Genomic DNA, 17893 nt, shown 5'->3' on the forward strand with positions numbered 1-17893 from the left:
GACGAGGCCATGTGACCCGTGGGACGGGTGGGGCCGCGCTTGCGCGGGCGGCGCCGCCGAGCGCCAGCGAGGGGGCTCCGCCCCGTGCGCCGTACCAGCCGACCTACCGGGTCCCGCAGTCAAGGACACCGAAGGTGCCGCGCAGCGGGCGCCGCAGGCGATCCTTGACGGCGGGAGCAGGTCGGCTACGCGCGCGCCCCCACCACCGGAACCACCAGGGCCCACCCGAGGAGCCAGGTGACCCACCGCGGGGCGCCACCACCGGGGACCACCGAGGTCAGCCCGCACGCCCCCCGCCCAGAAGCCGCAGATGCGGCATACTTCCAGCGTGAGTACCTACCGAGTTGCGGAAGCCGCCCAGGTCCTGGGGGTCAGCGACGACACCATGCGCCGGTGGATCGACTCCGGACGGGTGCCGGCCACGCGAGGAGCCGGACCGGCCGAGATCGCCGGGGCGGACCTCGCCGAGCTGGCCCGGACCCTGGCGGACGAGCCGGACCGGGACGGCACCCGGGCCTCGGCGGTCAGTGCGCGCAACCGACTCGCCGGGATCGTGGTGGCGGTCAAGAAGGACACCGTGATGGCCCAGGTCGACATGATCTGTGGTCCCTACCGGCTGGTGTCGCTGCTGAGCGCGGAGGCGGCCGACGAGCTCGCCCTCGCGCCGGGGTCGCGGGTCGTCGCCTCGGTGAAGTCGACCAACGTCGTCGTGGAGACCCCGTGAGGCGGCCGGGCTCAGCCGCGCTGGTGCTCGTCGTCCTCGTAGCGGGGCTGAGCTCGTGCGGGGACGACGCGTCCTCGGGTGGGACGGGAGGTGAGGGCGCCGAGCTCACGGTCCTGGCGGCTGCCTCGCTCACCGAGACGTTCACCGAGCTGGCGGCGGCCTTCGAGGAGGCCAACCCCGGTGTCGACGTGCGCCTCGCCTTCGACTCCTCGGCCACCCTGGCCGGGCAGGCCGTCCAGGGAGCGCCCGCCGACGTGCTGGCCACGGCCGACACCTCGACGATGCAGGACGCGGTCGACGGCGGAGCCGTGCCGGACGGGCCGACGACGTTCGCGACCAACGTGATGACGTTGGTGGTGCCGCCAGGCAATCCCGCTGGCATCACGACGTTCGCCGACCTCGACCAACCGGGCGTCGACTACGTCGTCTGCGTCGAGACGGCCCCGTGCGGCAAGGTCGGCGCCTCTCTGCTGGCCAGCAACGAGATCACCGCGGACCCGGCCAGCCTGGAGACCGACGTCAAGGCCGTGCTCGCCAAGGTCGCCGCGGACGAGGCCGACGCCGGGCTCGTCTACGTCACCGACGCGACCGCCGCCGGGGACGACGTGCAGAGCATCGAGATCCCGAAGGCCGACTCCGAGGTGCTCCAGTACCCGGTCGGGATCCTCGAGCAGGTCCGCGAGCCTGCCCTGGCCCAGGACTTCGTCGGCCTGGTGCTCTCCACACAGGGGCGGGCGATCCTGGCCGACGCCGGATTCGGTACGCCGTGAGGGCCGCCCCCGCGCGCTCGGCGCCGGCGCTCGGCCGACCACCGGTCCTGCTGCTGGTCCCGGCCGCGCTGGCCGCGGTGTTCCTCGTCGTACCCCTCGTCGCCCTCGTCGTCGACACGCCGTGGTCCGACCTGTGGCCGCTGCTGGGCACCCAGGAGGTGCGCGACGCGTTGCGGATCAGTGCGCTGACGTCGGCCGCGACGGTCGGCATCTGCGTGGTCGTCGGCACGCCACTCGCCTGGCTGCTGGCGCGCGTCGACTTCCCGGGTCGCTCGGTCCTGCGGGCGCTGGTGGTGGTGCCGCTCGTGCTCCCGCCCGTCGTGGCCGGCGTCGCGCTCGCCTCGGCCCTGGGGCGCAACGGGCTGATCGGCGGCACGGTCCGCGACCTGACCGGGGTAACGATCCCGTTCACGCTGACGGCCGTGGTGATCGCCCACGCCTTCGTCGCGATGCCGTTCTTCGTGCTCGCCGTGGAAGGAGCGTTCCGCTCGACCGGGGCGGGCTACGACGCCGTCGCGGCCACGCTCGGGGCGGGCCGGTGGACGACGTTCCGTCGGGTCACGCTGCCGCTGGCGCTGCCGGGGCTGCTCGCCGGCTGTGCGCTGGCGTGGGCGCGCTCCCTGGGCGAGTTCGGGGCGACGATCACCTTCGCCGGCAACTTCCCCGGCACCACCCAGACGATGCCGTCGCTGATCTACACCGAGCTGCAGGGCGACGTGGCGGTCGCCCGGACGCTCAGCCTGATCCTGCTGCTCGTCTCCGTGCTCGTGCTCGGTGCGATGCGCGAACGCTGGCTGAGGGTGCCATGACCCGGCATCTCGGGCTGCGCGTCGACGTCGACCTGCCCGGCCGGCTCACGGCCCAGCTCGCCGCCGAGCCCGGCGAGGTCGTGGCCGTCCTGGGGCCCAACGGCGCCGGCAAGTCCACCCTGCTCCACGCGGTCGCCGGGCTCCTCGGTGACGTCGGCACGGTCGTCGTCGCCGGCGAGACCTGGTCGGCGCCCGGCTCGCCGGCCCGACTGGTGCGCGAGCGCCGCGTGGGGCTCGCCTTCCAGGGCCAGCAGCTCTTCCCGCACCTGACCGCGCTGCGCAACGTCGCGTTCGGGCCGCGCAGCAGAGGTGCCTCGGCACGGGAGTCGTACGCCGTGGCGCAGGACTGGCTCGACCGGTTCGGCGTGGGCGAGCTCGGCGGACGACGGCCGCACCAGCTCTCCGGCGGCCAGGCCCAACGGGTCGCCCTCGCCCGCGCGCTCGCCGCAGAGCCCGCCGTACTGCTCCTCGACGAGCCGTTCTCGGGCCTGGACGTGGGCGTCGCCACCGAGCTGCGCCTCGAGCTCGCCGAGCACCTGCGCGCCTTCGCCGGCGTGACGTTGCTGGTGACTCACGACGCCCTCGACGCGTTCGCGCTGGCCACGCGGGTGCTGGTGCTCGACGACGGGAGTGTCGCGCAGGAAGGGGCGCCCGACGACGTGGCCGCTCGCCCGCTCACCGAGCACGTGGCCCGCCTCGTCGGCCTCAACGTGCTGCGCGACGGCGCACGGCTGCGGGCCTTCCGACCCTCGGCGGTCGGGATCTCGTTGGGCGAGCCAGCCGGGTCGGCGCGGTTGCGCTGGTCGGGCCGGGTGTCGTCGGTCTCCCGGCACGGTGACGCGCTGAGGGTCCAGGTCGCCACGGAGGCGGGGCCGAGCCTGATCGCCGACGTGACGCCCGACGCGGCCGTCGAGCTGGCACTCGCCCCCGGCCGCGAGGTGTGGTTGGCGGTCAAGGCGACGGCGGTCGACGAGTACGGGGCGCCGGTTGCCTGACCGGTGGCGCGCCCGCAGCGCCGTCCGGGCCAGGGCCGGCATGGCAGAGTCGTCGGTGTGACCTCGCAACCGGCCCGGTCCCGGGCGACCCTGACCGACATCAGCTCCCGCGCGTGGGAGCACCCCGCCGATCGCGGTGCGCTGGTCGCGCTGCGCAAGCTCAAGGGGTTCGACACCGTGCTCAAGGCGATGTCGGGCTTCGTCAACGAGCGCGCGGTGCGACTGGTCTATCTCGGGTCCTCGGTGCACGTGGACGATCGCCAGTTCGCGACGCTGCACTACCTGCTCAAGGACGTCGCCCGGGTGCTCGACACCGAGGACGTCCCCGAGCTCTACGTCTCGGCCAACCCGACGCTCAACGCGATGACCATCGGGATGAACAAGCCCATCATCATCCTCAACTCGGCGCTCGTCGACCTGCTCGACGAGGACGAGCTGCGCTTCGTGCTCGGCCACGAGCTCGGCCACGCGCTCAGCGGTCACGCCGTCTACCGGACCCTGCTCCAGCGGCTGCTCACGATGACGGGCGTGCTCAACGCGATCCCGCTCGGAGCGCTCGGGGTGCGCGCGATCCTGGCCGCGCTCTACGAGTGGTCGCGCAAGGCCGAGCTGTCCGCCGACCGCGCCGGGCTGCTCGCCACGCAGGACCCGGCGACGGCGTTCCGGGTGCACATGCAGCTGGCCAGTGGCGGGCACCTCGATGACCTCGACACGACCGCCTTCTTCGCTCAAGGCCAGGAGTACCTCGACGCAGCGGACCTGCGCGACTCCGTGCTCAAGCTGCTGCTCGTCGAGAACCAGACCCACCCCTTCGCCGTCGTGCGAGCCGCCGAGCTGCGCAGCTGGGTCGACTCGGGCGAGTACACGTCGTACCTCGCCGGCGGCTACCCCCGACGTGGCACCGACGACGAGGCCAAGGTCAGCGATGCCGCGAAGGAGGCGGCATCGTCCTACTCCGCGGCCTTCGAGCAGACCCAGGACGCGCTGGGCAAGCTCGTCCACGACCTCGCGGGCTTCGCCGGAAGCATGAAGCTGTGGCTGGGCGAGAAGCTCAAGCGCGACGATGACTGAGTCGGCAGCAGCCTCCTCGGCGGCGCCGGGCGCCGACGGCTCGCGCGGGCTCGTCCTCGGCGGAGGCGGGATCACCGGCATCGCCTGGGAGACCGGCCTGCTCCACGGACTGGCCGAGGCCGGTGTCGACCTGACGACGGCCGACCGGATCGTGGGTACGTCGGCCGGCTCCATCGTCGGTGCGCAGATCACCAGCACCGAGATCCCCGGAGGGCTCGAGGAGCTCTACCGGCGCCAGCTCCTGCCGCCCGCCGACCTGGGCGATGGTGGGGTGGACCTGGCCTCCATCGGGCTGGGGGTCGTCGCCGGCTTCGCCCTGGCGCTGCTCCAGTCGCGAGGTGACCTCACCCGCTTCGGCCGCGTCCTCGGCGAGCGCGCCGTGCGCGCGGCAGAGCGGGGCCGCACGCCGTCGATCGAGGAGCGCTACGACCAGGTCGCCAGGCGGATCGGCGGACTCACCTGGGCCGACCGTGACTTCGTCGTGACCGCCGTCGACGTCGCCACGGGCGAGCTGACCTGCTTCGGGCCGCGCGGTCAGCGACCGGACGTGAGCCTCGAGGACGCCGTCAACGCCAGCTGTGCCGTCCCGTGCGTCTACCCGCCGATCCCGATCGACGGCCCGACCGGCACCCGCACCTACGTCGACGGCGGCGTGCGTTCCGGCTCCAACGCCGACCTGATGCAGGGCTGCTCGCGGGTGGTGGCGATCACCCCAGCCGACCGTTCGGTGGGTCCGATGCGGACGGCGGGCCAACAGCTGGGTGCCCTCGGTGTCGACCACCTCGTGATCACGCCCGACGAGGCGTCGACCGACGCGATCGGCAAGAACGTCCTCGACCCAGCCGCCCGACCTCCGTCGGCCCGCGCCGGCTATGAGCAGGGAGCCTCCGAGGTGGAGCTCATCCGCGACCTCTGGGGTTGACGGCCGACGTCGGTCACCAGAGTCCGGGCACGTCCAGCACGAGGTAGCAGGTGCCCGCGACGACGCTGCCGGGCTGCGGTGCGTCCGGGTGCTCCGAAGCCGCCAGGCAGACCGTGAAGGTCCCGCCGACGGTCGCGACCCGCGCGGCGTGGAAGCCCTGCTCGAGCTCGGCGGTGACGTGGCTGGTCACGCGGAGCACGGTGCCCGACACGTAGGCCGTCGGCTCGGCGGTGTCCGGGTCACCGAACAACCCGTAGGACAGCACCGCGCCGGCCGCGTACTTGTGAGCGGCCTCGCCGGGCGCAGGCGTGCCCATCGTGCTGGCGTCGGAGGCCGCGAAGGCCGCGTCGTCCTCGTGCACCGTGACGTCGAGGCCGAGGGCCGTGACGTGGGCCGGCCGCGGCTCGGTGACGTCGGCGACCAGGCTCTGGGCCAGGTCGCAGGCGACACGCGTGAGGGTCTCGCCGTCAGCGTCGACGAGGTCCGCGGCCAACGTCCGGCCGTGACCGGTCAGGACGCCGAGCACCACCCCTGGCTCGCTGCCCGACTCCCTGCCCGACTCGCCGTCGGGCACGACGTACGACGGCACCAGGTCGACCAGGACGCCACCGTCCTGGCCCTCCTGACGCACCGTCATGGTGATCGAGGCGCCGCTCGGGTCGCTCCAGCGACGGGCCTGGAGGTCGCCGGCCCGGGCGATGACGGCGGCGTCGGGCAGGCGGCGCGCGACGAGGTCGTCGAGGACGTCCACGTCGTCGACGGCGAGGCCGATGCAGCCGAGGGTCGAGCTCATGGGACGAGCGTGCCAGAGGGACCCTGCTACGTCCTCGGCAGGCCGAGCAGGGTGACGAGCTGCTCGGCCGCCGCGTCCGCGGTGAGGTCGGTGTTGTCCAGGACGAGGTGGGGGTGATCCAGCGGGAAGGGCTGGTCGGCCCCGGTGCTCAGCCGGTGCCTGCGACCCGAGGTGACCAGGTCGTCGCGAGCCCAGGCCGTGTCGCGCTTCGACGACTTGGCCGCCAGGCGCTCCGGGGTGCCCTCGCGGGACAGGCGCGTCGCCTCGTCGGCGTACAGCTCGACGAAGTCGATGCGCCCACCGGAGGAGGTCACCGGGGCGATGAGCTCCTCGACGTACGCCGCGTCCTCGGGCAGCTCCAGGGCCCAGACGAAGGTGAAGACCAGGCCGGGCATCCCGCTGGCGACCGCCTCCTCGATGACCCGGCGGCGGAACTCGAGCTTGAGCGTCTCGAACGCGGGCGTGCCCCAGTCGAAGACCTCGAGCAGCGGCTCGATCGTCGCGTGGTTGTGGAAGAGCCGGTACGGCGTGCGGCGCGCGAGCTCGCGGCCGACGCTCATCTTGCCGACGGCCTGCGGTCCGAAGAGGATCACCAGGTGCATGGCGCGAAGCCTGGCAGGCCGACGCTGGTCAGTCGACGAGGTTTCCGGGACGGACCGTGACCGGGAAGGGGGCCGATGCCTCCCAGGTGTCGCCTCGCGCACCTACCATCGCCCCATGCCCCACCCGCAGATGTTCGACGACGCCGACCCGGTCCTGGCCCGCATCCGCGAGATCGCGCTCGCGCTGCCGGCCGCGGCGCTGAAGGTCTCCCACGGCCGACCGGCCTTCTGGACCGAGCCACGGGGCAAGGTGTTCGCCTACTACGGCGGCTCGCTCAAGGTCGACGGCGGGTGGTTCGCCCACGAGCAGAGCGTGATGGTCCTGCTCGAGGCCGACGAGCGCCAGGCGCTGGTCGACGACCCGCGCGCCTACGTGCCGGCGTACCTGGGCCCTTACGGGTGGTTGGGCCTCGACCTGCCCGCTCCCGACGGCTCCGACGAGGGTGGCTGGGACGAGGTCGCCGAGCTGATCGACGCCTCCTACCGCCGTACGGCGCTCAAGAGGCTCGTCGCCGAGCTCGACGCGAGCTCGGGCGACTGACGATGTGGACCTGCCCCGACTGTGACCGCAGCTTCGGCCGCACCCGGCAGGGTCACACGTGCAGCCCTGCGATGTCTATCGAGGACTACCTGGCCACGGCGCCGGAGCACGAGCGACCGGTCGCCGAGGTGCTGATCGCGCACGCAGCGGCCCTCGATGAGGCTGTCGTCGAGCCGGTCAGCGTCGGGCTGATCCTCAAGCGCCGCTCCACGTTCGCGATGGCGCGCACCATGACCCGGTGGGTCTCCCTGGGCGTCTCCCTCCCGCGCGTGGTCAGCGACCCGGAGCCGGACCGCAAGGTCCAGCAGCTCTCAACGTCGTACCACCACGTCTGGAACGTGCGCACCGTCGACGACCTGCTGCCGCTGCTGGAGTTGATCGACGAGGCCTACGAAGCCGACGGGTGAGCGAGGACGCGCCGCGCTCCCTCACGTACGCCGTGATCGAGCGCGACTCCTGTCGGCGCGGACCCGAGGTTGAACGCTGAAGGGGGCGCTTGGACGATGTCCGGACGTCGTCCAAGTGCCGCACTCACCGGCCAGCCGGTGAATTGCGCCGGCCCACGACGCGCCGGCCCACGACGCGCCGCCCCACGACGCGCCGCCAGCCAGACGTCACGTCATCACCCCAGGGCGGCGATGGCGTCCGCGATCGAGAGCGTGCGCTCGGCGGACTCGACGTGGAGGTTCTCGACCATCTTGTTGTTGTAGGTCACCACGCCCGAGCCCTTGCCGGCCTCCCACGCCTCGAGGATGCCGCGCGCGTCGGCGACGGCGGCCTCGGAGGGCGCGAACTGCTCGTTGGCCGGCTCGACCTGGCCGGGGTGGATCAGGGTCTTGCCGTCGAAGCCCATCTGGCGGCCCTGCTCGCACTCGGCGAGGAAGCCCTCGGCGTTCTTCACGTCGTTGTAGACGCCGTCGAGGATCGCGATGCCGGCGGCCCGCGCCGCCAGGAGGGCCAGCGAGAGCGAGGTGAGCAGCGGCGCGCGGCCGGGGACGTGCTCGGCGTACAGCTCCTTGACCAGGTCGTTGGTGCCCATCACCAGGACGGCGAGCCGGTCGGAGGCGGCGGCGAGCTCGCGCACGTTGAAGATCGCCTCGGGGGTCTCGACCATCGCCCAGAGCTTGGTGTGCTCCGGCGCTCCGGCGGCCTCCATGGCGGCCACCAGCTGACGCACCTCGCCGGCGGAGTTGACCTTGGGGACGACGATGCCGTCGGGGCCGGCGGCGCAGGCGGCCGCGAGGTCGGCGTCGTGCCACTCGGTGCCGAGGCTGTTGACCCGGATCGTCAGCTCGCGCTTGCCGTACTCGCCGCTGGCGACGGCCGCGCAGGCCGCGTCGCGCGCGGACGGCTTGGCGTCGGGGGCGACGGAGTCCTCGAGGTCGAGGATGACGCCGTCGATGGCCAGGGTCTTGGCCTTCTCCAGGGCCTTGGCGTTGGAGCTCGGCATGTAGAGGACCGAACGGCGTGGTCGGAACGTCGTCGAGGCGGCGGACATGTCAGGACTCCTCGGTCTCGATGGCGTCGTACTGCTGCTTCAGCTCGGGATCGATCGCGGCGAGCTGCTCGGCGAGCTCGACCATCACCAGGCACTGCTTGAGGGACGCGTCGTCCTCCATCTTGCCGTCGAGCATCACCGCACCGGTGCCGTCGCCCATCGCGGCGACCACCCGGCGGGCGTGGGTGATGTCCTCGACCGAGGGGCTGAACACCTTGTTGGCGATCGCGATCTGCTTGGGGTGCAGGCTCCAGGTGCCGACGCAGCCGAGCAGGAACGCGTTGCGGAACTGGTCCTCGCACGCCACCGTGTCGGCGATGTCGCCGAACGGACCGTAGTAGGGGTAGATGCCGTGCATCGCGCACGCGTCGACCATCCGGGCGATCGTGTAGTGCCACAGGTCCTGCTGGTACGTCGTGCGCTCGCCAAGAATGTCGGGATCGCCTTCGGAGTTCTTCGTCGGGTCCTGGCGCACCAGGTAGCCGGGGTGACCGCCACCGACGCGGGTGGTCTTCATCCGCCGGTCGGCGGCGAGGTCGGCCGGGCCGAGCGAGAGGCCCTGCATGCGGGGCGAGGCACCGCAGATCTCCTCGATGTTGGCCACGCCACGCGCGGTCTCGAGGATCGCGTGGATCAGGATCGGACGGGTCAGCCCGGCCTTGGCCTCGAGCTGGGCGAGGAGGCGGTCGACGTAGTGGATGTCCTCGGCGCCCTGCACCTTCGGGACCATGATCACGTCGAGCTTGTCGCCGATCGCGGGGACGAGAGTGGTGAGGTCGTCGAGCGCCCACGGGCTGTCGAGGGAGTTGATCCGGGTCCACAGCTGGGTCGGCGCGAACTCGGTCGCCTGCGCGATCTCGACCAGACCCTGGCGGGCGGCGAGCTTGTTGTCGGCCTTGACGGCGTCCTCGAGGTTGCCCAGGAGGACGTCGACGGTGCCGACCATGGCGGGGACCTTGGCGGCCATCTTGGCGTTGCTCGGGTCGAAGAAGTGGATCGCCCGGCTGGGCCGGAACGGGATCTCGGTCAGCGGCGTCGGTGCTCCGACGGCGAGGGGGCGGAAGAAGTCCTTGGCGCTCTGCGATGCGGCGGGCATGTCGCGGAAGTTACCAGCGAGGTCGGACGGCGGATATGACGGATGTCTCGCAATCGGCGTCGGGTCGACCGCGATCGGGTTACGGTCCCGGGTATGACGAAGCCGGGGAGGGCTCTCGTCGTGGTCGGCACCCTGGTCGGCGCGCTCCTGGCGAGCGTCCCGGACCAGGCGGTGGCGAGCGCGGCGACGACGGATGACGCACCAGTCCACACGCTGACCGTGAGCGGCGACGGCGTCGCCGCCTACCCGGCGTACGACCCGAGCGTGGAGCGGTACGGCGTGACCACCACCGCGGCGACCGGGGGCACGGTCATCGTCACGGCGAGCACGAGCGACCCGACCGGCGAGATCTACGTCGACGGCGTGCTGGACGCCGACGGCTCCGCCACCGTGAGCGGGCTGGCCGAGGGTGACGAGGTGTCGGTCTTCATCGTCGACGCCGCCGGCACGGCGCGGCACTCGCTGGTCTACCTGCCTGCGGGCTTCCCGCTGCTGGAGTCGGTGACCTCGACCGACGGGCCCCTGACCCCCGGCCAGCTGATGGTGACGCTGACCAACTTCACGTCCGAGAACCCTGTGCTCTACCAGACCGTGCTGGACCGGCAGGGTGTCCCGACGCACGTTCAGACGCTGCCGGCGAGCATCTTCGGGGCGCTTGACCTCAAGCAGCAGCCCGACGGGGGCTTCTCCATCTCCAAGAGCACCACCACCCCCGGTCGCACCGGGCAGGCACTCGTGCAGCTGGACGACGAGCTGCAGGAGGTGACCCGCACCGAGGCCGTCGACCTCGTCAACACCGACGGGCACGACTCGATCGTGCTGCCCGACGGGACCGTGTGGCTGGTCTCCTACGAGCCGGACGCCGACCCCGAGAGCGCCCTGGTCCACTCGATCATCCAGCGGATCGACCCCGACGGTTCGGTCGGCTTCGAGTGGACGAGCGCGCCGTACGTCGACGAGACGGTGACGCCCGAGGACCCCGAGTACGCCCACGTCAACTCGATCGACCTGATGGCCGACGGCGACCTGCTGGCGTCGTTCCGCGGGTTCAGCTCGGTGTTCAAGATCGCGACGTCGGCCCACGACGGGTTCGAGGTCGGCGACGTCGTGTGGAAGCTCGGCGGCCTCGACAGCACCTTCGCGATCGAGGACGCCGAGGGTGCGACCGACAGTGGTCCCTGCGCCCAGCACACCGCACGCGAGCTGGGCGACGGGTCGATCCTGCTCTTCGACAACGGCTCGGTGACGCCGATGTGCGCCGACCCGGCCGACCCCGACGGTGACCGCGTCGCGCGGATCGACACGCGCATCCTGCGCTTCGCCCTCGACGAGGAGACCGGCACCGCGGTGGTGCAGAGCAGCTATGCGCCGGGACGCTTCGCCCAGTTCGCCGGCTCCACGCAGGCGGTCGGGCCCGAGGAGGACCGCACCCTGATCGGGTGGGCCTTCAGCCGTGAGGAGATCGCCAGCGAGATCGACGCCGACGGGCAGGAGCTCTGGCGGCTGCGCGACCCCGACCCCGCTCCGGAGCAGCGCTACTTCTCCTACCGCACGCACCTCGCCGAGGTCCCGGATGCGACGGATCCTGAGGTCGTGGTCGAGTCACCGGCCCCCGGCGAGGTGTTCAGGGTGGGCGAGGACGTCGAGGCGTCGTACTCCTGCACCGACCGGGGCGGTTCCTCGCTGCAGACGTGCTCGGTCGGGGAGATCGACACCAGCCTTCCCGGCTCCTACGACGTGGAGGTCGCCGCCACCGACGGCGCCGGCAACACCACGACCGTGACGCGGACCTACGAGGTCGAGTACAACGGCTACACGCCGCCCCGGGGCGGCCGTGCGGACGCCTGGGTCAAGCTCAAGGGTGGCGCCTGGGTCGGACGCGACGTCTACGGCTCGTCGAGGACCCAGCGTGTCACCACCTCGCTGCCCAGGCCCGGTAGGGCGCAGGCGGTGCGGATCCGTCTGGAGAACGACGGGGACGGGCCCAGCAGCCTCTTCTACGGCGTCTCCGGCAAGCTGAGGGGCTTCCGCGTGAAGTCCCCCTCTCCTCTGGGCGACGACGTCTACCTGGAGCCCGGCGAACGCACGACGCTGCGGCTCACGGTGGTCCGCACGCGCAAGGTCAAGCCGGGAGCGACGCTGCGGCTCACGGTCCTTCTGAAGCCCAACGAGGCTGAGGCGTGGAATCTCGCCGACGAGGTGATGGTGCGGGTCAGGGCCCGGCGCTGAGCTCGGCGCTCCAGAACCACCGACCCCGCCGCAGCCCTGTCTCGTCGCCGGCCTGTCTCGTCGCCGGCCTGTCTCGTCGCCGGCCTGTCTCGTCGCCGACCTATCTCGCTCGGCGCCGCCGCCACCACGTGCGCCGACCTCGGTCGCCGGACGGCGCCTCGGACGACCCGGAGCCGGCCGCCTGCGCGGCGGCACGGCGTCGCTCCAGTCGGCGCTGCGCCCACGCCGCGACCGTCTCCTCGACGTCGCGCGGCATGGTCACCAGCGGGGGCTGCCCCTCCTGGGGGGAGTAGCGGGCGCGGATCACCCGGGCGTTGAAGTCGCCGACCTCACGTCGCACGTCCTCCTCGCGGAAGAGCTTGTCGAGGGCGTCGTCGAGCAGCACGTCGTCCTTGCGCAGCTGGACGGAGGCGGGCAGCACGACGATCTTCTCGCGCTCGATCATCTGGTTGAGCCACCAGTCGGGGTCGTGGTCCTTGTCGAGACCCTCGATCGGCTTGCCGGCTCCAGGGAGGTCGTCGAACTCGCCCTTCGCCATCGACACGCGGATCTGCTGGTCCACCCAGCTGGACTGGTCGGCGATCCGAGCGGCGGCCGCGCTGCGGCTCGAGCGCTTCTGGCGCTCGAGCTCATCGGCGGCGTGCGACTCGTCGCTCGGGCGTGCGTGGCGGTCAGGTCCGGTCATCGTGATCACCTCGCCTCCGAGTTTACGGAGGGGGCGAGCGACGGGCCCTCAGACCTCGACCGCGCGCTCGGAGAAGGACCCCTTCGGCGCCACCGACAGCGCCACGGCCGCCAGCAGCGCCGCCCCCGCGCACACCGCCCACACCGTCAGGTAGCCCGACAGCGGCGCGGATGCCTCCTCGAGCTCCAGCCCGTCGGCCGCCAGCGCGATGGCGAAGATCGAGCTCGCTATCGCGCCGCCCACGGTCTTGGTCGCGTTGGTCATCCCGGTGGCGAAACCAGTGCGGTCCTCGGGAGCGGCAGCCGCGGCAGCCGAGGGCAGGGCGGCGACCAGCGCTCCGGAGCCGAGGCCCGCGACCGCCATGTTGACCAGGCCCTGCCAGGTCTGGTCGTGGAAGGGGATCCACAGCAGGTAGCCCAGCGCGACGAGCAGGCAGGAGACGACCAGTGCTCGCCGTACGCCGAGCAGGCGCGAGGTCAGCGGCAGCGTGAACGCACCGATCGCCAGGGTGACCACGTAGACGCCGATCAGCGTGGAGACGAAGGCGGCGTCGGCGCCCAGGCCGTAGCCCCGCTCGACGGGGTCGGCCTGGGCGTAGGTGGACAGGGGGATCTGTCCGCCCAGGACGGGCACGCCGAAGAGGAACGCCGTGACCTGGATCGGCCACTGCCGTGGGTCGCGCAGCAGCCGGATGTCGACCAGGGGATCCCTGCGGCCCAGCTCGTAGCGGGCGAACGGCAGCAGCGCCGCGACGCCGGCTGCCATCAGGGTCCAGGCCAGGACGAACCCGGGGCCCTCGAGGCGTACGGCGACCAGGCCGCCCATCACGAGGCCGAGCGCGCCGGTGACCAGCGCGAAGCCGGTCCAGTCGATCCCGCCGGTGGCGTCGCCGGGGGTGTTCTCGATGCCGAGCAGGATCACGAAGAAGACCGCGGTCACCACGATCGCCGGGAGCGCCAGCACGACGCCCATCCCGACCCGGTCGACGAGCTGGCCGCTGGTGAGCGCGCCGACGATCACCGACAGCTCGAGGGCGCCGACGAGGACGGCCGCGCCACGGCGGGTACGGCGGTCGCGGTCGGCGTCGCCGCGCAGACGCCGGTGGATGATCGCGACCTCGAGCGGCAACCACACGACGTAGGCACCCTGGAGCGCCCAGCCGATCAGGAACGTCGTGAACGACGGAGCGACGACCAGGATCCACGAGCCGAGCGCGGTGACCGCGGTGGAGAGCAGCAGGACCCGCTGGTGCCCGATCAGGTCGGCCAGGCGCGCGAGCAGCGGGACGCACAGCGCCGAGACGACCAGCTGGGCGGCCTCGAACCAGTTGACGTCGCCCTCGGGGATGGTCAGGTGGTCGGCGATCTGCGGATAGATCGGTGTGTAGTAGCCCTGGAGCACGCCGCTGGCGACCTCGACCAGGACCAGGAGTCCCACGACCGCGCCGATGCCCTGGGCGATCTGCCGGGGCTGCCTGCCCCGGTTGGTGCCGCCACCCGTGCGGGAGTCGAGCGCCATCAGGAGACCTGCTCGATGAGGCGGCGGTACCAGGTGATCCCGTCGTGGAACGCCTGCACCCCGAGGTGCTCGTCGTAGGAGTGGATCGACTCGCGCTGCGCCTTGGTCATCCGGAACGGCGCGAACCGGTAGACCCGCTCGCAGATCGCGGTGAAGTGACGGGAGTCGGTCGCGGCCATCATCACGTACGGCGCGGGCACGGCGTCCGGGAAGACCTCGCCGATCGTGGTCTCGAGCAGCCGGAAGGCGTCGTCGTCGACCGGCGAGACCGGGCTCGCGGCGTCCTCCTCGATGATGTCGACGTGGACCTCGTCGTCGTCGACGGCCGCGCGTACGTGGCTGAGCACGTCGGCGACCGAGTCGCCGACCATGACCCGGATGTTGACCCCGGCCTTGGCCGTCGCGGCGATCACGTTGATCGCCGGAGAGCCCGACAGGGTCGTGATCGCGAAGGTCGTCCGCGTCATCGCGGCGGTCTCCGGTCCCGCCGCGAGCAGCACCCGCGTGAGCGCCGGGCGCAGGCGGGCGGCGTTGGCGAGCACCGGTCGAAGCGGCAGCGCGGCGTGGGGAGCGAGGCGGCGGAAGAGCTCGATCGTGGGAGCGGGGAGGCTGGCCGGCATGGGGGAGCGGTCGAGGCGGGTGATCGCGCGGGCCAGCCGGGCGGTGGGGCCCATCCTGGCCGGCGTGGACGCGTGGCCGCCGCGTCCCTGCACGCGCAGCTCGATCGAGGTCGCCCCCTTCTCGGTGACGCCGACGACACCGACCGGCGCACCCACCCCGGGGAAGGCCTCGCTGGCGATCGCGCCGCCCTCGTCGAGGACGAACCACGGCCGTACGCCGCGCCGGTCGAGCTCGTCGACGGCCGCGCGCGCCGCCTGCCCCATGATCTCCTCGTCGCACCCGAACGAGAGCCACACGTCCTGGGCCGGCGCGAAGCCATCGGCCAGGAGCGCCTCGACGGCCTCGCAGATCCCGGCGAGGCACCCCTTGTCGTCGAGGGTCCCGCGGCCCCAGATGACCTGCTCTCCCTCGTGCTCGACGATCTCGGCGGCGAACGCGTCGTGCTGCCAGGTGCCCTCGACGGGGACGACGTCGAGGTGCGCCATCAGCACGACCGGGCGGTCCGCGGTGGAGCCTGCCCAGCGGAACAGGAGTCCGTGGGTGGAGATCCGGGTCAGCTCGAGGTGCTCGTGCAGCAGCGGGAAGAGCTCGGCGAGGGTCTCGACGAAGTCGTCGAAGGCGGCGGTGTCGACGCGGGTGGGGTCCCGGTGGCTGACGGTCGGGATCCGGACGAGGGCCTGCAGCTTCTCGACGGCGTGGGGGTGCGCGGTCATGTCCGCACGCTATCCCCGGCGGACCGGGTTGGTGGCGGGTTGATGGCGGATCGGTGGGCGGGTCGCCGGGGCCCTCAGACGGGTGCGTCGGATCCGTCGGGCAGAGGCGACCAGCCGCCGCGGTGCACGACGTCCTGCCACGGGGTGCGCGACCGCGTCGCGGGCGAGCCGGACGACCCGCCGCCGGCCGGGTGGCCGATCGTGATCACGCCGACCGGGTCGAAGACCTCGGGGATGTCGAAGGCCTCTCGCAGCGCCGGCACGCGGCCGGTCACGGTGCCGAAGAAGCAGGCGCCCAGCCCGGCGTCGGTCACCGTCTGCAGGATGAGCAGGCTCGCCATCGCCGCATCCATGTGCCAGAAGGGCATCGGCCAGCGGGCCTCGTCCTTGTCGGTCCAGCCCTTGTCCGGCTGCGCGTAGCGCTCGAGGTAGGCCGCCTTGCTGCTGCACGGGATGATCACGACGGGGGCGCGCATCATCCCTTGCAGCCACCGGCCCGGGTCGGCCGGCGAGGTGGCGCGCTCGGTGCTGGCGGCCCAGAACCGTCGTACGTCGTCCGGGGTGTCGAGCACCAGGAAGCCCCACCCCTGGCTGAACCCGGCGCTGGGGGCGTGGGTCGCGTTCTCCAGGGCGCGGTCGACGATCGCGGGGTCGACGGGCTCGTCGCTGTAGCTGCGGACCATGCGGCGGCGTCGTACGACGTCGGTGAACTCCATGCCCTCGAGTATGTCGTGGTGGTTCCGGCCGCGGGTGCGTGGTGGCAGGGTGCGTCGTGTGGTGGACGACTTCGAGCGGATGTGGGCCGACCTGGCGCCGGTGGGTCGCTCCGCGGCGTCGGGCGGCTACTTCCGCCAGCCCTTCCTGAGCGCCGAGCGCGAGCTGTCGGCCTGGTTCGCCGAGCAGGCGGCCGCGCGGGGGCTGACGTTGCAGTCGGACGCGTACGGCAACCAGGTGGCGTGGTGGGACCCGCCGGCGGGGTCGGCCGGATCGTCAACCGACGAAGTGGCCCCTGACGGGGCCTCGAAGGGGCCACATCGTCGATCTGGAGCGGGTCGATCTGGAGCGGGTCGGTCTGGAGCGCTGCTGACCGGCTCCCACCTCGACTCGGTGCTGGACGGCGGGGCGTACGACGGCCCGCTCGGCGTGGTCTCGGCGCTGGCGGCCATCGACCTGATGCGCGAGCGGGGTGTGGTGCCCACGCGTCGGGTCGGGGTGTCGGTGTTCGTGGAGGAGGAGGGCTCGCGGTTCGGGCTGGCCTGCCTGGGGTCGCGGTTGGCCGCGGGTGCGACGACCTGGGAGTCGGCGCGCGAGCTGGCCGACCGGGACGGCGTACGGCTGGGGGACGTCATGGCCGGGGACGCTGTCTCCGGTGGGTCGTCCTCGCTGCTCGAGGGCGTCACGACGTTCGTGGAGCTGCACGTCGAGCAGGGCCGCGCCCTGGTCGACCGAAACGCTGCGATCGGGGTCGCCAGTGAGATCTGGCCCCACGGCCGCTACCGCTTCGACTTCACCGGGACCGCCAACCACGCCGGCACCACCGCGATGCAGGACCGGCGCGACCCGATGCTGACCTACGCGATGACCGCGCTGGCCGCCAACAAGCAGGCTCGTACGGCGAGTGCCGGCGGCGCCGACCTGCATCGCGCGACCTTCGGCCGCGTCGACGTCGCCCCGAACGGCACCAACGCGGTGCCGTCGCGGGTGACGGGCTGGCTGGACGCGCGCTGCGCGACCGACGCCTCCCTGGCCGAGCTGGTGGCGGCGATCGAGCGGCAGGGACACCAGCGCGCCGAGCGCGATGGTACGGCGCTTACCGTCACCGCCGAGTCGGTCTCGGGCCCGGTCGGCTTCGACGGCGACCTCGCCCGCGCGGTCGCGGCCGACCACGCCGGCGGTGACTGGCCGATCGTCCCCACCCAGGCCGGACACGACGCCGGGATCCTCTCGACCGCGGGCATCCCGACGGCGATGCTGTTCGTGCGCAACCCGACCGGGGTCTCGCACAGCCCCGACGAGTCCGCCTCGATGCCCGACTGCCTGGTGGGCGTCTCGGCGCTGGCGGACACGTTGAGCCGGCTGGCCGGGGGAGCCGGATGAGCGCGGCGAGCGGGTCGTCGTACCTCCTCGAACGGGCGTGGGTCGGCGGCGCGGTGGTCGATGACGTGCTGGTGGAGATCGCCGGTGGGCGGTTCACGCGCGTTGAAGTTCTCAGGGAGAGCCTGACGTTCTCAGGTGCAACTTCCCCTGAGAACGTCAGGAATCCCCGGGTACCCGGGGATTCCGACACCCCCGCGCACCCCACCCCC

At 72.4% G+C, this 17893-nt stretch carries 18 protein-coding genes and 1 pseudogene; 11 read left to right on the forward strand and 8 right to left on the reverse strand.

Going from position 1 to position 17893, the window contains the following annotated elements; all coding sequences use genetic code 11:
- Positions 1-328: 328 nt before the first annotated feature.
- Genes Q1K33_RS12520 through Q1K33_RS12545 form a run of 6 tightly spaced genes read left to right on the forward strand, consistent with a single transcriptional unit; the run spans position 329 to position 5291 of the window.
- The gene (locus Q1K33_RS12520) at positions 329-724 is read left to right on the forward strand and encodes a TOBE domain-containing protein (protein ID WP_300404419.1); all 396 of its coding nucleotides are present in this window, start codon (positions 329-331) and stop codon (positions 722-724) included.
- Positions 721-1494, forward strand: coding sequence for a molybdate ABC transporter substrate-binding protein (gene modA / locus Q1K33_RS12525; RefSeq protein ID WP_300404421.1), 774 nt, complete (start codon positions 721-723; stop codon positions 1492-1494). Before Q1K33_RS12520 ends, modA begins: the two co-directional genes overlap by 4 nt.
- Complete coding sequence (locus Q1K33_RS12530) at positions 1491-2303, forward strand: ABC transporter permease (protein ID WP_300404423.1); 813 nt, start codon at positions 1491-1493, stop codon at positions 2301-2303. The genes modA and Q1K33_RS12530 overlap by 4 nt, the downstream gene beginning before the upstream one ends.
- A complete protein-coding gene (locus Q1K33_RS12535) occupies positions 2300-3298 on the forward strand; it encodes an ABC transporter ATP-binding protein (protein ID WP_300404425.1) in 999 nt (332 codons plus the stop codon). The genes Q1K33_RS12530 and Q1K33_RS12535 overlap by 4 nt, the downstream gene beginning before the upstream one ends.
- A gap of 57 nt (positions 3299-3355) precedes the next feature.
- Complete coding sequence (locus Q1K33_RS12540) at positions 3356-4369, forward strand: M48 family metallopeptidase (protein ID WP_300404427.1); 1014 nt, start codon at positions 3356-3358, stop codon at positions 4367-4369.
- Positions 4362-5291 carry a patatin-like phospholipase family protein gene (locus Q1K33_RS12545; RefSeq protein ID WP_300404429.1) on the forward strand — a complete coding sequence of 310 codons (930 nt, stop codon included), beginning with the start codon at positions 4362-4364 and terminating at the stop codon, positions 5289-5291. Before Q1K33_RS12540 ends, Q1K33_RS12545 begins: the two co-directional genes overlap by 8 nt.
- A 13-nt stretch (positions 5292-5304) precedes the next feature.
- On the opposite strand, the gene Q1K33_RS12550 is transcribed toward Q1K33_RS12545, so the two are convergent.
- Positions 5305-6084 carry a hypothetical protein gene (locus Q1K33_RS12550; RefSeq protein WP_300404431.1) on the reverse strand — a complete coding sequence of 260 codons (780 nt, stop codon included), beginning with the start codon at positions 6082-6084 and terminating at the stop codon, positions 5305-5307.
- 26 nt (positions 6085-6110) lie between these two features.
- A complete protein-coding gene (locus tag Q1K33_RS12555) occupies positions 6111-6686 on the reverse strand; it encodes an AAA family ATPase (protein ID WP_300404433.1) in 576 nt (191 codons plus the stop codon).
- Between the two features lie 115 nt (positions 6687-6801).
- On the opposite strand from Q1K33_RS12555, the gene Q1K33_RS12560 reads away from it, so the two are divergent.
- Together Q1K33_RS12560 and Q1K33_RS12565 are read left to right on the forward strand one after the other, a co-directional pair.
- Positions 6802-7227: an MmcQ/YjbR family DNA-binding protein gene (locus tag Q1K33_RS12560; protein WP_300404435.1), complete on the forward strand. Its 426-nt coding sequence runs from the start codon at positions 6802-6804 to the stop codon at positions 7225-7227.
- A gap of 71 nt (positions 7228-7298) precedes the next feature.
- Positions 7299-7634 carry a DUF5655 domain-containing protein gene (locus tag Q1K33_RS12565; RefSeq protein WP_300404437.1) on the forward strand — a complete coding sequence of 112 codons (336 nt, stop codon included), beginning with the start codon at positions 7299-7301 and terminating at the stop codon, positions 7632-7634.
- Positions 7635-7849: 215 nt separating this feature from the next.
- On the opposite strand, the gene Q1K33_RS12570 is transcribed toward Q1K33_RS12565, so the two are convergent.
- Complete coding sequence (locus Q1K33_RS12570; protein WP_300404439.1) at positions 7850-8725, reverse strand: CoA ester lyase; 876 nt, start codon at positions 8723-8725, stop codon at positions 7850-7852.
- A 1-nt stretch (position 8726) separates the two neighbouring features.
- Positions 8727-9821 (reverse strand): CoA ester lyase, encoded by a 1095-nt coding sequence (locus Q1K33_RS12575; protein ID WP_300404441.1) that lies wholly within the window; start codon positions 9819-9821, stop codon positions 8727-8729.
- 93 nt (positions 9822-9914) lie between these two features.
- Between Q1K33_RS12575 and Q1K33_RS12580 the strand changes: the two genes are divergently transcribed.
- Complete coding sequence (locus Q1K33_RS12580) at positions 9915-12050, forward strand: arylsulfotransferase family protein (RefSeq protein WP_300404443.1); 2136 nt, start codon at positions 9915-9917, stop codon at positions 12048-12050.
- Positions 12051-12150: 100 nt separating this feature from the next.
- Here Q1K33_RS12580 and Q1K33_RS12585 read toward each other — a convergent pair whose 3' ends face one another.
- The 4 genes from Q1K33_RS12585 to Q1K33_RS12600 form a co-directional block, all read right to left on the reverse strand.
- Positions 12151-12735: a DUF1992 domain-containing protein gene (locus Q1K33_RS12585; protein WP_300404445.1), complete on the reverse strand. Its 585-nt coding sequence runs from the start codon at positions 12733-12735 to the stop codon at positions 12151-12153.
- A 48-nt stretch (positions 12736-12783) separates the two neighbouring features.
- On the reverse strand, positions 12784-14253 hold the full coding sequence (locus tag Q1K33_RS12590; protein ID WP_300404447.1) for an MFS transporter: 1470 nt from the start codon (positions 14251-14253) through the stop codon (positions 12784-12786).
- Entirely contained in the window at positions 14253-15587 is a 1335-nt protein-coding gene (locus Q1K33_RS12595) for a M20/M25/M40 family metallo-hydrolase (protein ID WP_300404449.1), read from the reverse strand. Before Q1K33_RS12595 ends, Q1K33_RS12590 begins: the two co-directional genes overlap by 1 nt.
- Positions 15588-15661: 74 nt before the next feature.
- Complete coding sequence (locus tag Q1K33_RS12600) at positions 15662-16303, reverse strand: nitroreductase family protein (protein WP_300404451.1); 642 nt, start codon at positions 16301-16303, stop codon at positions 15662-15664.
- A gap of 58 nt (positions 16304-16361) precedes the next feature.
- On the opposite strand from Q1K33_RS12600, the gene Q1K33_RS12605 reads away from it, so the two are divergent.
- Both Q1K33_RS12605 and Q1K33_RS12610 read left to right on the forward strand, forming a co-directional pair.
- A complete protein-coding gene (locus Q1K33_RS12605; RefSeq protein ID WP_300404453.1) occupies positions 16362-17684 on the forward strand; it encodes an allantoate amidohydrolase in 1323 nt (440 codons plus the stop codon).
- Positions 17681-17893, forward strand: a pseudogene (locus Q1K33_RS12610) (hypothetical protein); the annotation flags it as partial. The gene Q1K33_RS12605 and the pseudogene Q1K33_RS12610, both read left to right, overlap by 4 nt.

This window comes from Nocardioides sp. (assembly GCF_029937575.1).
In the GTDB taxonomy this organism is placed as follows: Bacteria; Actinomycetota; Actinomycetes; order Propionibacteriales; family Nocardioidaceae; genus Nocardioides.